15 protein-coding genes are annotated in these 12,150 nt (G+C 72.6%); 5 read left to right on the plus strand and 10 right to left on the minus strand.

What is annotated here, in order from left to right; translation table 11 throughout:
- The 5 genes from HII36_RS48925 to HII36_RS48945 all read right to left on the minus strand — a co-directional run.
- Positions 1–822, minus strand: an 822-nt coding sequence (locus HII36_RS48925; RefSeq protein ID WP_173530251.1) for a DUF917 domain-containing protein, incomplete at its 3' end; no start/stop codon positions are given.
- On the minus strand, positions 819–1,859 hold the full coding sequence (locus HII36_RS48930) for a hypothetical protein (protein WP_173530252.1): 1,041 nt from the start codon (positions 1,857–1,859) through the stop codon (positions 819–821). The genes HII36_RS48930 and HII36_RS48925, both read right to left, overlap by 4 nt.
- Positions 1,856–3,163: an MFS transporter gene (locus HII36_RS48935; protein ID WP_173530253.1), complete on the minus strand. Its 1,308-nt coding sequence runs from the start codon at positions 3,161–3,163 to the stop codon at positions 1,856–1,858. Before HII36_RS48935 ends, HII36_RS48930 begins: the two co-directional genes overlap by 4 nt.
- A gap of 134 nt (positions 3,164–3,297) precedes the next feature.
- Positions 3,298–3,666 (minus strand): nuclear transport factor 2 family protein, encoded by a 369-nt coding sequence (locus tag HII36_RS48940; protein ID WP_173530254.1) that lies wholly within the window; start codon positions 3,664–3,666, stop codon positions 3,298–3,300.
- Between the two features lie 72 nt (positions 3,667–3,738).
- Positions 3,739–4,170, minus strand: a complete 432-nt coding sequence (locus HII36_RS48945) for a MarR family winged helix-turn-helix transcriptional regulator (protein ID WP_173530255.1) — start codon at positions 4,168–4,170, stop codon at positions 3,739–3,741.
- Positions 4,171–4,259: 89 nt separating this feature from the next.
- Here HII36_RS48945 and HII36_RS48950 point away from each other — a divergent pair, with 89 nt between their 5' ends.
- Together HII36_RS48950 and HII36_RS48955 are read left to right on the plus strand one after the other, a co-directional pair.
- Complete coding sequence (locus HII36_RS48950) at positions 4,260–4,595, plus strand: DMT family transporter (protein WP_173530256.1); 336 nt, start codon at positions 4,260–4,262, stop codon at positions 4,593–4,595.
- Between the two features lie 38 nt (positions 4,596–4,633).
- On the plus strand, positions 4,634–4,951 hold the full coding sequence (locus HII36_RS48955; RefSeq protein ID WP_173530257.1) for a DMT family transporter: 318 nt from the start codon (positions 4,634–4,636) through the stop codon (positions 4,949–4,951).
- 29 nt (positions 4,952–4,980) lie between these two features.
- On the opposite strand, the gene HII36_RS48960 is transcribed toward HII36_RS48955, so the two are convergent.
- Genes HII36_RS48960 through HII36_RS48970 form a run of 3 tightly spaced genes read right to left on the minus strand, consistent with a single transcriptional unit; the run spans position 4,981 to position 7,753 of the window.
- Complete coding sequence (locus tag HII36_RS48960) at positions 4,981–5,736, minus strand: ATP-binding cassette domain-containing protein (RefSeq protein ID WP_173530258.1); 756 nt, start codon at positions 5,734–5,736, stop codon at positions 4,981–4,983.
- A complete protein-coding gene (locus HII36_RS48965; RefSeq protein WP_173530259.1) occupies positions 5,733–6,776 on the minus strand; it encodes an ABC transporter permease in 1,044 nt (347 codons plus the stop codon). Before HII36_RS48965 ends, HII36_RS48960 begins: the two co-directional genes overlap by 4 nt.
- Positions 6,773–7,753 carry a sugar ABC transporter substrate-binding protein gene (locus HII36_RS48970; RefSeq protein WP_173530260.1) on the minus strand — a complete coding sequence of 327 codons (981 nt, stop codon included), beginning with the start codon at positions 7,751–7,753 and terminating at the stop codon, positions 6,773–6,775. The genes HII36_RS48965 and HII36_RS48970 overlap by 4 nt, the downstream gene beginning before the upstream one ends.
- A 138-nt stretch (positions 7,754–7,891) precedes the next feature.
- Here HII36_RS48970 and HII36_RS48975 point away from each other — a divergent pair, with 138 nt between their 5' ends.
- Positions 7,892–8,530, plus strand: coding sequence for a TetR/AcrR family transcriptional regulator (locus HII36_RS48975; RefSeq protein WP_236004824.1), 639 nt, complete (start codon positions 7,892–7,894; stop codon positions 8,528–8,530).
- A 26-nt stretch (positions 8,531–8,556) separates the two neighbouring features.
- Here the strand turns inward: HII36_RS48975 and HII36_RS48980 are convergent, their stop codons facing one another.
- Both HII36_RS48980 and HII36_RS48985 read right to left on the minus strand, forming a co-directional pair.
- Positions 8,557–9,372, minus strand: coding sequence for an HpcH/HpaI aldolase/citrate lyase family protein (locus HII36_RS48980; protein ID WP_173530261.1), 816 nt, complete (start codon positions 9,370–9,372; stop codon positions 8,557–8,559).
- Positions 9,369–10,556: a CaiB/BaiF CoA transferase family protein gene (locus HII36_RS48985; RefSeq protein WP_173530262.1), complete on the minus strand. Its 1,188-nt coding sequence runs from the start codon at positions 10,554–10,556 to the stop codon at positions 9,369–9,371. Before HII36_RS48985 ends, HII36_RS48980 begins: the two co-directional genes overlap by 4 nt.
- 66 nt (positions 10,557–10,622) lie before the next feature.
- On the opposite strand from HII36_RS48985, the gene HII36_RS48990 reads away from it, so the two are divergent.
- Both HII36_RS48990 and HII36_RS48995 read left to right on the plus strand, forming a co-directional pair.
- Positions 10,623–11,267, plus strand: coding sequence for a GntR family transcriptional regulator (locus HII36_RS48990; RefSeq protein ID WP_236004826.1), 645 nt, complete (start codon positions 10,623–10,625; stop codon positions 11,265–11,267).
- Between the two features lie 7 nt (positions 11,268–11,274).
- A complete protein-coding gene (locus HII36_RS48995) occupies positions 11,275–11,985 on the plus strand; it encodes an HAD family hydrolase (RefSeq protein ID WP_173530263.1) in 711 nt (236 codons plus the stop codon).
- Positions 11,986–12,150 lie beyond the last annotated feature (165 nt).

Genomic DNA, 12,150 nt, shown 5'->3' on the forward strand with positions numbered 1-12,150 from the left:
CCCGAAGCCGCCCCCGAAGCCGCCACTGAAGCCGCCCCCGGTTCCGGGCGCATCAGGGCCGGTGCCGTGGCCGGTGCTGCCCTCGACGGCGGCGATCCGGCCGCGGCACAACGTCCGCACCCCGAACGGCGCCGCCAGCGACCTGGCCGCCCCGGGCGCGCCCGCCGCCAGCAGCGCGCCGACCGTCCCGGCGACCAGCACCCGCGCGAGGTCGCGGGCCGCCATCGGGTAGCAGGCCGCCACCGCCCACCCGCCGACCGACAACACCACCGGGCGCAGCAGCTCCTCCACCCGGTCGGTCTCCAGCAGCACCAGCTCGCCCGACGCCCCCGCCAGCGCCAGCGGGGCCGCGCTCACCCCGCCCAGCGTGTACGTCGTCTGCTCCACCAGCGGGAACACCCGGCCGGTCCCGTCGCCTTCGACCAGCGGGACGCCCAGCCCGGCCGCGGCGATGACCGGGATCATGGCGTTCTCCGCGGCCAGGTTGAGCGCCACCACCGCGCCGGCCCGCCGGCCCAGCCGCCGTTCCAGCGCCCGCACCGCGCGGGTCGGCTCGTCGCCGCCGGGCAGTTGCTCGCCCAGCGCGGTCGTGGACCCGACCAGGCTCACCGCGACGCACAACGTGTCGCCGGGCAGGTCGTCCGCGGCCACCAGGCGCACGCCGGGCCCGATCTCGGCCACGGCCCAGTCGACGGCCAGCCGGAACGACGACTCCGCCGCCCCGGTGGCGAACAGCCGCGACCCGGCCGCCAGCCGCTCCAGCCGCTCCGCGTCGATCACCTGCCCGGCCTCGTCGCCGCGGGTCATGCCCGACGGGCTCACGGGGTGGCTCCCTCGGCCGCAACCCGCACCCGGTACAGGCCGTCGGGCAGGAACGACAGCGGGTTCACCGTCGTCTCCGCCACCCGCGCCGACCCCGGGGCCGCACCCGCGCTGACCACCCGGGTCAGCACCTCGTCCCTGGCGTCCTGCAGCGCCCGGTCCAGCTCGGCCCGGCCGCGCGCCTGCACGATGCGCTCCACCTGCGCCTGCGGCCCGCCGAGCGCCGCGCCGTAGGCCATGACCACCTCGTCAGGCAATCCGCCGGCGGGGACGTCCCAGGCCGCCGATGCCTCCGGGCCGAGCCCGCCGGCCAGCGCCGCGCGGCCCCTGGCCAGGCTCGCCTGCCCGCCCCTGTCGCAGGTCAGCGGGTAGCGGCGGAAGTAGTGCGCCGACACCAGGCCGCTGCCCGACCTGGCGAAGTACACCGGCGGCCCGGGCAGCTCGCGGGCCGCCGCGTCGGCGATCCGGCCCGCCGCGGGGCCCAGGGCGGCGTTGCGTATCGCGTTCTCCTCGCGGGCGCGCAGCCCGGGGCGGCCGAACTCGTACGACAGCGTGATCCGCGCGCCCGGCACCTCGGCCGCCACGATCGACGCCACGGCCAGCTCGTGATCGGCCAGCATCGGCGACCCGGTCGCGGTGACCGCGAAGTCGCTCAGCCCGCACCCGGCCGCGAAGCGCCGCACCGCCTCGGTGTCGAGCGCCGCCAGCGGCCGTCCGGTCAGGCTGTGCCCGCCGCGGACGATCGTCGCCACCCCCGCCCCCTCGGGCCGGCCGGCCAGCGGCCGCAACGCCGCCGGGCACGGGCCGCCCACCCGGATCACCGCCACCGGGGCCAGGTCCGCATCGGTGAGATCCACCGCCACACAGGCGGCGCGGAAACCCCCGGACGCGGCCTGGAAGCCCCCGGACGCGGCGCGGAAACCCCCGGACGCGGCGCGGCCGGTCACGTCGTCGTCCGTGACCGGCCGCTGGAGCACGCCGTCCCTGACGGCCACCACCACGGGGGCGAGCCGTCCGAGCGCGACGCCGGCGATCACTCCAGCTCGCGCCCTTCGGTCTCCGGCAGCGGCAGCGCCAGCAGCGCCGTCACCACCATGAACGCGTTGATGATCAGCATGGTCGCGGTGAACCCGGTGGCCCCGGCCAGCAGCGCGCCCACCGCGGACGGCGCCACCGCGGTGGCGACGAGCTGCGAGGCGGTCGCCCACGAGTAGCCGGTGCCGCGCAGCGCGGTCGGGTAGAACTCGCCGTTCCAGGTGTTCCAGACGCCCCAGGCGCCCAGGCTGAAGAACGACAACACGAAGTTGCCCAGGTACAGCCCGGTCATCGTCTCGGCCGTGGCGAACCAGAGCCCGCCGAGCACCGCCGCGACGACGTACACCAGGAAGACCTTCTTGCGCCCGAACCGGCCGGTCAGCAGCGACGCGCTCACGTATCCGGGGATCATCATGAGCGCGCTCAGCGCGGCGAAGCCCAGCGACGCCGACATGGTCAGGCCCCTGTTCTGCAGCAGCGTCGGCAGCCAGGTCTGCAGGCCCCAGTAGCCCCAGTTGAAGGCGAAGTTGAGCACCAGCATCACGATCGTGATCTTGGCGAGTTTGCCGCGGAACAGGTCGAGCGGGTTGCCGACGCGCGTGGTGGCGACGGTGAAGCGGGCGTCGGCGTCCGGGCTCTCCAGCGCGCGCAGCACCTCGCGGGCCTCGGCGTGCCGGCCGCGGGCCACCAGCCAGTACGGCGATTCGGGCACCCACGCCCTGATCGCGAACGCCCACAGCCCGGCCACCGCGCTGGCGATGACGACCACGTGCCAGCCCAGGTCACCCAGGGTCACCGAGGCCCCGATGGCGGCCAGCATGCCGATCGGCCAGCCGATCGACAGGTAGACGGCGGCCCGTCCCCGGTACCGGGTGGGCAGCAGTTCCAGGAAGTACGGGAAGGTGATCGTGTACACGCCGGCCAGCGCCAGCCCCGAGGCCACCCGCAGGGTGACCAGCACGGTCATGTTCGGCGCGAACGCCGAGGCGAACGCGATCACCCCGTAGGCCAGCAGCGACCAGAAGCTGGCCGGCTTGCGACCGATCCTGTCGGCCACCGGGCCCCAGATGAGCACGCCGGGGATCATCCCGAACGCGACGGCCGACAGCACGAGGCCGATGCCGGCCTGGTCGATGCCGAACTGGGTGCCCAGGTCACCGGAGACGTAGATCAGGGCGAGCTGCTCCCACGACTCGATGACGAACGCGATGAACAGCGCTAGGGCTATGAGCACGTGCCTGGGGGTGAACGGCATCCGGTCGAACGCCGCGCCGATGGGCATCGTCGCTGAGTCGGTGGCGGTCATGGAAGCTCCTCGGAGGGGGGCGCGAAGTCTTGCCGCACCATAGGACCGCCCCCTTTCCCCCGCCCTGTGCGCAGCGCACTGCCGTCGGCCGCGGCGCTGTGCACCCTGCCCTGACTACTCAGGATATCCGCAGGTCAGAGCGTGTTCTCATGGACGTGCACGATGAGCCACTCGCCGCCCGCGCGGCGCAGCACGCTGGTGGTGCGCACCAGTTCGGGCTCGCCGTGCGCGAAGTCCACCCGCAGCACGTACCGGGCCAGGGCGGTGTCGCCCCACACGTCCACGACCTCGTCGCAGGCGCGTACGCCGGTCTCGGCCGGGCCGTCGGAGGGCCGCGCGTCGCGGACCCGGTCGAGCTGGGCCCTGCTGGTGATCAGGCCGGGCTCGGCCGAGTCCCAGATGGTGGCGTCCGGGTGCAGCAGCCGGTCGATGCCGGCCCGGTCGCCTCTGGCGTAGGCGTCGTACATGCCGGTGATGACCGCCCAGACGGCGTCGCGTGCCACGGTGGTGCGCTCCTCAGTGTCGATGAGACGTGTGTGGTCACACCGTATGAGGACAAAAGCGACCGAACGCCTTTACAACGTAGATTCAGAACCGGCCCGGCGGAGTGCGGCGACCAGGCCGCCGAGCCCCTGCTCGGCCGACAGCCGGTCCAGGACGGCGGTGAGCGTGCCCTCGTAGGCGCCGGTGGCCTCGTCCTTCCTGGCCCGTCCCGCGTCCGTGATGACGGTGTAGACGCCGCGCCGGTCGTCCGGGCACAGGTCTCTACGGGTCAGCCCGGCCTTCTCCAGCCGCGCGACCAGGCGCGTCACCGAGCTCTGGTTCAGCCCCAGCAGGTCGGCCAGGTCCTGCATGCGCAGCTCGCCGGCCCCGGAGGTGGACAGGTGGCACAGCGCGCGGTACTCCGACAGGCCGAGCCCATGGCGCTGCAGCGCCGCCGCCAGCTCGTGCTCGACCCTGGCGTGCAGCCGGACCACGCCGACCCACAGTTCGTCATCGGTGTTCACGACCGGGTGCTCCCTTCCTGTTGACAGTCATATTACCTGCATGTACAGAATATGCATGTACAAGCAAGCATTTGAAGGAGCGCATTCCCATGGCCTGGATCTACCTGCTCATCGCCGCCGTCTTCGAGGTGGTCTTCGCTCTCGGCACCAACGCCACCGAGGGCTTCACCCGGCTCGGCCCGTCGTTGCTGACGATCGCCGCGGCCGGCGCCGGCATCTTCTTCCTCAGCCTGGCGCTCAAGACCCTGGACGTCGGCGTCGGCTACACCATCTGGACCGGCATCGGCTCCGTCGGCACCGTCGTGTTCGGGACGCTGCTGTTCGACGAGGCGATGAACCTCTGGAAGGCGCTGGCCTTCGTGCTGATCATCGGCGGCGTGCTGGGGCTCAAGCTGGCCGACCGGCCCACCCCCGCCGCCTCCTGACCGACCACACCTTCTGACACTGAACCGGAGAAATCATCATGGCCTGGATCTACCTCGGCATCGCCATCGTCTTCGAGATCGGCTTCGCTCTCGGCACCAACGCCACCCGGGGCTTCACCCGGCTGTGGCCGTCGGTCTTCACGCTGCTGTCGGCGGCGGGCGGCATCTTCACCCTGAGCCTGGCGCTCAAGACCCTGGACGTCAGCGTCGGCTACACCATCTGGACCGGCGTCGGCTCGATCGGCACGGTCGTGTTCGGCGCGCTGCTCTACAAGGAGAAGATCAACGCCGCCAAGCTGGTGTCCTTCGCCGCCATCATCGGCGGGGTCGCGCTGCTCCGCCTGGCCGCGATGTGAGAGACCCCGGGGACGCCGGTCCCCGGGGCTCACTCCCGTTCGAGCTCGTGCGCCAGTTCCTCCAGCTCCGCTCCCCCGGCCATCAGCGTGGTCAGCTCGTCCCTGGTGATGTCGGCCTTGCCGTACTCGCCCAGGCTGCTGCCCCGGTTCAGCAGCAGGAACCGGTCGCCCACCGGGTAGGCGTGGTGCGGGTTGTGCGTGATGAACACCACGCCGAGCCCCCGGTCGCGGGCCCTGGCGATGTAACGCAGCACCACCCCGGCCTGCTTGACCCCGAGCGCCGAGGTGGGCTCGTCCAGGATGAGCACGCGGGCGCCGAAGTACACCGCCCTGGCGATGGCCACCGACTGGCGTTCGCCGCCGGACAGGGTGCCGACCGGCTGGTCGACGTCCCTGATGTCGATGCCCATGGCCCGCAGTTCCTCGCGCGCCACGCGCCTGGCCTTGTGCACGTCGAAGGCCAGGCCGCGGCGCGGCTCGGAGCCGAGGAAGAAGTTGCGCCACACCGACATCAGCGGGATCATCGCCAGGTCCTGGTAGACGGTGGCGATGCCGCGGTCGAGCGCCTCGCGCGGGCTCGACAGGCGCACCTCGGCGCCGTCGATCAGCAGCGAGCCAGAGTCGTGCCGGTGCACCCCCGACAGGATCTTGATGAGCGTCGACTTGCCCGCGCCGTTGTCGCCCAGCACGCAGGTGACCCGGCCGGCCTCGACCCCCATCGACACCCCGCGCAGCGCCAGCACCGAGCCGAACGACTTGCCGATGTCCCTGGTCTCGAGAATCAATGTCTCACCTCCTCGGCGTACCGCCTGACCAGGCGGTTGGCCAGCGTCGCGAGCAGCAGCATGGCGCCGAGGAAGAACTTGAACCAGTCGGCGTCCCAGCCGAGGAAGACGATGCCCTTGTCGGCCATCCCGAAGATCACCGCGCCGATCGCCGCCCCGACGGCGGAGCCGTAGCCGCCGGTCAGCAGGCAGCCGCCGATGACGGCCGCGATGATGTAGATGAACTCCTGCCCGATGCCGATGTTGGCCTGCACGGACGTGAACCGCAGCGCCATGATCGAGCCGACCAGCCAGGCCGCGAACGCGGTGGTCATGAACAGCGCGATCTTGGTGCGTGCGGCCGGGACGCCGACCGCGCGGGCGGCCTGCTCGTTGCCGCCCACCGCGAAGATCCAGTTGCCCGGCCTGGTGCGCATGAGCACCCAGGTGGCCAGCGCCGTGACGGCGATCCACCACAGGATCGCCACCCGGAACGAGGTGCCGGCCACCTCGATCGTGCCGGCGAAGATCGTCCGGGCGCCCTCGTACCCGGACGCCCGCCGCAGCCCGCTGACCTGCACGGTCCCGGTCAGCGCCTTGGTCACGCCCAGGTTGATCCCCTGCAGCATGAGGAACGTGCCCAGCGTGACGATGAAGCTGGGCAGCCGGGTCCTGGTCACGATCAGCCCGTTGGCGAAGCCCACGGCCAGCGCCACCACCAGGCCGACCAGCATCGCCGTCCACACGTCGAAGCCGAACCTGGTGGCCAGCGTGACCAGGATCAGCCCGGTCGTGCCGGTCAGCACGCCGGCCGACAGGTCGAACTCGCCGCCGATCATCAGCAGCGCGATGGCCACGGCCATGATGCCGAGCGTGGAGGCCGGGTCGAGCCAGTTGGCCACGCCGTCCAGCGAGCGGAAGACCTCCGACTGGCTCGCGAAGAACGCGAACACCACGATCATGCCGACCACCGCGCCCAGCTCCGGGCGGATGAGCAGGCGGCGCAGCGCCCCGACGTCCGCCAGCCGCTCGTCGGCGCGCGGGCCGGCGGCGGTGGTCACCTCGTGCCCGCCTCGGTCAGCTTGGCGACCTGCTCGGCGGTGTCCTTGGTGACGAAACCGGGGCCGGTGTTGACCGGCAGGCCGCCGCCGACGGTGTTGAGGTTCTGCTTGTACAGGTTCAGGAACGTGATCGGCAGGAAGCCCTGCAGGTACTGCTGCTGGTCGACGGCGAACAGCAGCTCGCCGTCCTTGATCGCGGTGACCACGTCCGCCGACAGGTCGAACGTGGCCAGCTTGGCCTGCGAGCCCGCGTCCTTGACGGCGTCCCTGGCGGCCATGGCGATGGCCGGGTTGAGCGACAGCACCCCGTTGACCGACTTGTCCGACTGCAGCTTGGCGGTGATCTTCGAGGTGACGTCGGCCAGGTTGCTCACGTCCACCTGCAGCCGCTCCACCGTGCCGCCCAGCGTCTCCTCGGCGCCCTTGCAGCGCTGGTCGAGCCCGACGTTGCCGGCCTCGTGGATCACGCACAGCAGCTTGGTCACGCCGGCCGCCTTGAGCTGCTCGCCCGCGCCGCGCCCGGCCACGTCCTCCGACTGGCCGACGTGGGTGATCGCGCCGAACTCCTTGGACGAGTCCGCGCCCGAGTTGATCGTCACCACCGGGATCTTCGCGGCGACGGCCTTGGTGATGGACTCCTTCAGCGCGTCCGGGTTGGCCATGGACACCACGATGCCGTCCACCTTCTCCGACACCGCCTGGTCGATGAGCTGCGACTGCTTGGCCGGGTCGCCGTCGCCCTGGTAGGCGACCTTGACGCCGTACTGCTTGCCGGCCGCCTCGGCGCCGTTCTTGACCACGTCCCAGAAGGAGTCGCCGGGCGCGCCGTGCGTGATGACGGCGAAGCTGCCCGCGGCGGGGGCGGTGGCGGCGGCCGTGTCCGCGGGCGCGGGGGCGCTGCTCTGCGCGCTCTGGCCGCCCGAGGAGCAGGCGGTGAGTGCCAGCAGCAGGGCCGGCACGATCAGGGTTCGTCTCATCGGACACCTCCAGGACCAACGGGCTCGCCCTGGTTGTATCGCAATGTCAACTCTTTGTATAGACATATGGACCAATAGACCAGACCTTGATCCAACCGGGCTATAGAACGGAATTGTTCGTTCCCTTATGCTGGAGGTATGACAGCTGCACCCATGAGCGGCCGCAAGGCGCAGGCCGCCAGAAACGACGAGTTGATCCTCCAGGCGGCCCGTGCCGTCTTCACCGCCGATCCGGGCGCGCCCATCGCGGCCGTGGCCGAGCGGGCCGGGGTCGGGATCAGCGCGCTCTACCGGCGCTATCCCAGCAAGGAGGCGTTGCTGCAGAAGCTCTGCGGCGACGGGCTGAAGGCCTACATCGCGGTCACCGAACAGGCGCTGGCGCGCGACGGCGACGTGTGGGAGGCGTTCGCCGGGTACATGCGCGGCATCGTCGACGCCGACACCAACTCGCTGACCATCAAGCTGGCGGGCACGTTCCAGCCCACCGAGGAGCTCTACCGCGACGCGATGCGCTCCGGCGAGCTCGCCACCGCCATCCACCACCGGGCGGTCGACGCGGGCGTGCTGCGTCCCGACGTGTCGGTGGCGGACATCGCGCTGCTGTTCGAGCAGATCGCCAGCATCAAGATCGGCGACGAGGAGCGCACCTCGCAGCTCAGGCACCGGTACCTGAGCCTGATCATGGACTCGCTGCGGGCGCCCGCCGGCCACCGGCCGCTGCCCGGCCCCCCGGCCGAGGACGACGAGCTGTCGGCCCGCTGGAGCCCGTCCGCGTAAAGGAGCCGCCCGCGTGACGGCGCCGGCTACTCGGCCAGGCGGTTCGCGAGTGCCAGCGTGCGGCGGGCCCTGGTGACGATCGGCGCGTCCACGAACCGGCCGTCGGGCAGCGCCACCGCGCCCGCGCCCGCCCGCTCGGCCCGCTCGGCGGCCGCCACGATCTCGGCGGCCGCGGCGCTCTCCGCCGCCGTGGGACGGAACGCCCGCCTGATCACCGGGATCTGACGGGGATGGATCGCGGTCCTGCCGAACAGGCCGAGCGCCCGCCCGGCCGCGCAGGAGGCGGCCAGCCCGGCCTCGTCGGCCACGTGCGGATACACCGACATGGGCACCGGCGGCAGACCGGCCGCGGCGGCGGCCAGCACGACCTGCAGCCTGAGGTGGTCCATGGCGGCCTCGCTCGTGATCGACAGCTCGGCCGCGAGGTCCTGCTCGCCGAGCGCCACCCCGGCCACCCGGGGATGTGCGGCGACGGCCGCGGCGCCGACGATCCCGGCCGCGGACTCCAGCAGCGCGTACGCGGGCGCGGCGCAGCCGTCGAGCACGTCCAGGGCGTCGGCGGACTCGACCTTGGGCAGCCGCACCCCGTCGGCCAGGTCGCCGACCGCCGCCAGGTCGGCCCGGCCCCGCTCGGTGGCCAGGTCGTTGACCCGGACGTGGATCTCCGGCCCGCCGCCTGGCCGCTCGCGCAGGTAGGCGACGGCGTTGGCGCGGGCCTCGTCCTTGCGTGCCGGGACGACCGCGTCCTCGAGGTCGACGATCACCACGTCGGCGCCGGACGCGGCCGCCTTGGCGAAGCGTTCCGGCCGGTCACCGGGCACGTAGAGCCAGGTCACGTTCACCCGATCACCCCGTCGGCGCGCAGCCGGGCGACCTGCTCGGCGGTGTAGTCCAGCTCGTCCAGCACCTCGTCGGTGTCGCGGCCGAGCGCTCGGCCCGGCCAGCGGACCTCGCCCGGCGTGTCGGACAGTCGGAACATCACGTTCTGCATGGCGACGCTGCCCAGTTCCTCGTCGGGCACGTCGATGAAGGTGTTCAGCGCCGCGTACTGCGGGTCCACGGCCAGGTCGCGCACGTCGTAGATGGGCGCGACGGCGGCCTGCGCCTCCTCGAAGCGGGCGATGACCTCGGCGGCGTCGCGCTCGGCGATCCAGGAGGCGACGGCCTCGTCCAGCTCGTCCACGTGCTGGACCCGGCCGTGCCCGCTGGCGAACCACGGCTGCTCGCCCAGGTCGGCCCGGCCGACCAGAGTCAGCACGCGCTCGGCGATGGGCTGGGCGCTGGTGGAGATGGCCAGCCAGCGGCCGTCGCGGGTGCGGTAGGTGTTGCGCGGGGCGTTGCTGCTCGACCGGTTGCCGGTGCGCGGCGGCACCACGCCGAGCGCCTGGTACGCGCTCATCTGCGGGCCGAGCAGCCCCAGGATCGGCTCGATGATGGCCAGGTCGACGACCTGGCCGCGGCCGGTGTGCTCGCGGGCGCGCAGCGCGACCATGACGGCGTAGGCCATGGCCAGCCCGGCGATCCCGTCGGCCAGGGCCAGCGGCGGCAGCGTGGGCGGCCCGTCCGGCTGCCCGGTCATCGCCGCGAAGCCGCTCATGGCCTCGGCCAGCGTGCCGAACCCCGGCCGCGAGGCCATCGGCCCGAACTGCCCGAACCCGGTCATCCTGGCCACGATCAGGCGGGGGTTGAGCTTGAGCAGGTCCTCGGGGGCGAGGTTCCAGCGTTCCAGGGTGCCCGGGCGGAAGTTCTCGATCAGCACGTCGGAGCGGGTGGCCAGGCGGCGCAGGATCTCCTGACCGTCGGCGTGCGAGAGGTCCACGGCGGCGGCGCGCTTGTTGCGCGAGAGCGTCTTCCACCACAGCCCCACCCCGTCGACGGAGGCGCCGTGCCCGCGTGAGGGGTCGCCGCGCCGGGGATGCTCGATCTTGATCACGTCGGCGCCGAAGTCGCCCAGCATCATCGCGGCGGACGGACCGGCGAACAGCGTGGCGGCGTCGATGACCCGCAGGTCGGCGAGGCTAGTCATGTTTTATAACTTATAAGAAATAAGAGACAGGTCAATCATGACCGTATCTAGGGGAAACTGAGGGATATGACCCCGCGCCCGCCCATGAGCAAGGCCGACTACGTCTACAGCGTGCTGCTCGACGAGATCCGCAACGCGCGGATCCCCGGCGGCACCGCGCTGCGCGCCGCCGCCGTCGCGCAGCGGCTCGGGGTATCGGTGACGCCGGTGCGCGAGGCCCTGCGCCGGCTGGAGAAGGACCGGCTGATCAGCTACGAGGCCCACCACGGCGCGACCGTCATCGATCTGGGCGCCGACGCGCTGGCGGAGTACTACGGGCTGCGCTCGGTGGTCGAGGGGCTGGGCGCCCGCCTGGCCGCCGCCAGGATCACCCCCGGCGAGCTGGACGGGCTGCGCGAGCTGCACGCCGCCATGGCCGCCGACGCCGCCGCGGGCAGGAACGACCTGCTCGGGGAGCAGAGCAGGCGCTTCCACCAGCGCGTCGTGGACATCGGCGGCCCCGCCTTCCTGGGCGCGCACGCCAGATCGGTGCGCGACAGCGTCCCGGTGCCCGCCCAGGCGTCGCTGTGGCTGGACCCGGCCCAGGTCGAGCGCCAGCTCGGCGCGCACGCCGCCATCCTGGACGCCCTGGCCGCCGGCGACGGCGACACCGCGGAACGTGTCATGATCGACCACGTCCGGCAGGCCGGCGACTTCCGCAAGGAGCACTGACCACCCGATGATCACCGCGATCCTGTTCGACCTGGACGGCACCCTGTTCGACCACCGGGCCGCCGCCGACACCGCCATCACCGGCTGGGTGTCGCGGCACGCGCCCGCGCATCCCCGTCTGGGCGAGGCGGCGGCGCTGTGGGAGTCGCTGGAGATCCCGCACCTGGCCGCCTGGCACGCCGGCGAGTGCTCGTGGCAGGAGCAGCGCCGCCGCCGCGTCCGCGCGCTCTGCGCCGAGCTGGAGCTGGACGTGCCCCTCGGCGCCGACGCCGCGGTCGACACCGCCTTCGCCGACTACGCCGAGCTGTACCGGCAGGGCTGGGTCGCCTACCCCGACGCGGCCGGCGCGCTGGCCGGGCTGGCGGAGTTCCGGCTCGGCGTGCTGACCAACGGGGCGCAGCGCCCGCAGGAGGAGAAGGTCCGCGCGATCGGGCTCGGCGGGCTGCTCGGACCGGTGCTGACGGGCGAGTCGCTGGGCGGCCACTTCAAGCCGGCGCCCGCCTGCTACACCGGCGCCGCCGCGGCGCTGGGCCTGCCGCCCGAGCAGGTGCTGCTGGTCGGCGACGACGTGGACAAGGACGTGACCGGCCCGGCCGCGATCGGCATGCCGTCGGTCTGGCTCGACCGGCTCGGCACGCCGCCGCCGCCCGGCTTCCCCCGCATCACCACCCTGCACGGCCTGCGCGACGTGCTCGCCGCAGACCCCGCACACCCGTAAGCGCTCACGAGCGAGCGAGACGCGTGGGTGCTTACGAGGGGGCCGGGCCAGTGGGCGCTCACGAGGGGGCGAGGCCGGCCAGGGCCGAGGACGCCAGGTCGAAGCCGCCGACGTGCGCCAGGTGGTCGCCGTCGCCCAGCGGGTCACCCAGGAACACCCCGCCCG

This window comes from Nonomuraea antri (assembly GCF_013283785.1).
GTDB lineage: Bacteria > Actinomycetota > Actinomycetes > Streptosporangiales > Streptosporangiaceae > Nonomuraea > Nonomuraea antri.

Coding starts and splice junctions, on each gene's coding strand:
- HII36_RS48970 (WP_173530260.1), bottom strand. CDS start 7,753: ATGAGACGAACCCTGATCGTGCCGGCCCTGCTGCTGGCACTCACCGCC.
- HII36_RS48955 (WP_173530257.1), top strand. CDS start 4,634: ATGGCCTGGATCTACCTCGGCATCGCCATCGTCTTCGAGATCGGCTTC.
- HII36_RS48985 (WP_173530262.1), bottom strand. CDS start 10,556: ATGACTAGCCTCGCCGACCTGCGGGTCATCGACGCCGCCACGCTGTTC.
- HII36_RS48990 (WP_236004826.1), top strand. CDS start 10,623: ATGACCCCGCGCCCGCCCATGAGCAAGGCCGACTACGTCTACAGCGTG.
- HII36_RS48995 (WP_173530263.1), top strand. CDS start 11,275: ATGATCACCGCGATCCTGTTCGACCTGGACGGCACCCTGTTCGACCAC.
- HII36_RS48935 (WP_173530253.1), bottom strand. CDS start 3,163: ATGACCGCCACCGACTCAGCGACGATGCCCATCGGCGCGGCGTTCGAC.
- HII36_RS48975 (WP_236004824.1), top strand. CDS start 7,892: ATGACAGCTGCACCCATGAGCGGCCGCAAGGCGCAGGCCGCCAGAAAC.
- HII36_RS48950 (WP_173530256.1), top strand. CDS start 4,260: ATGGCCTGGATCTACCTGCTCATCGCCGCCGTCTTCGAGGTGGTCTTC.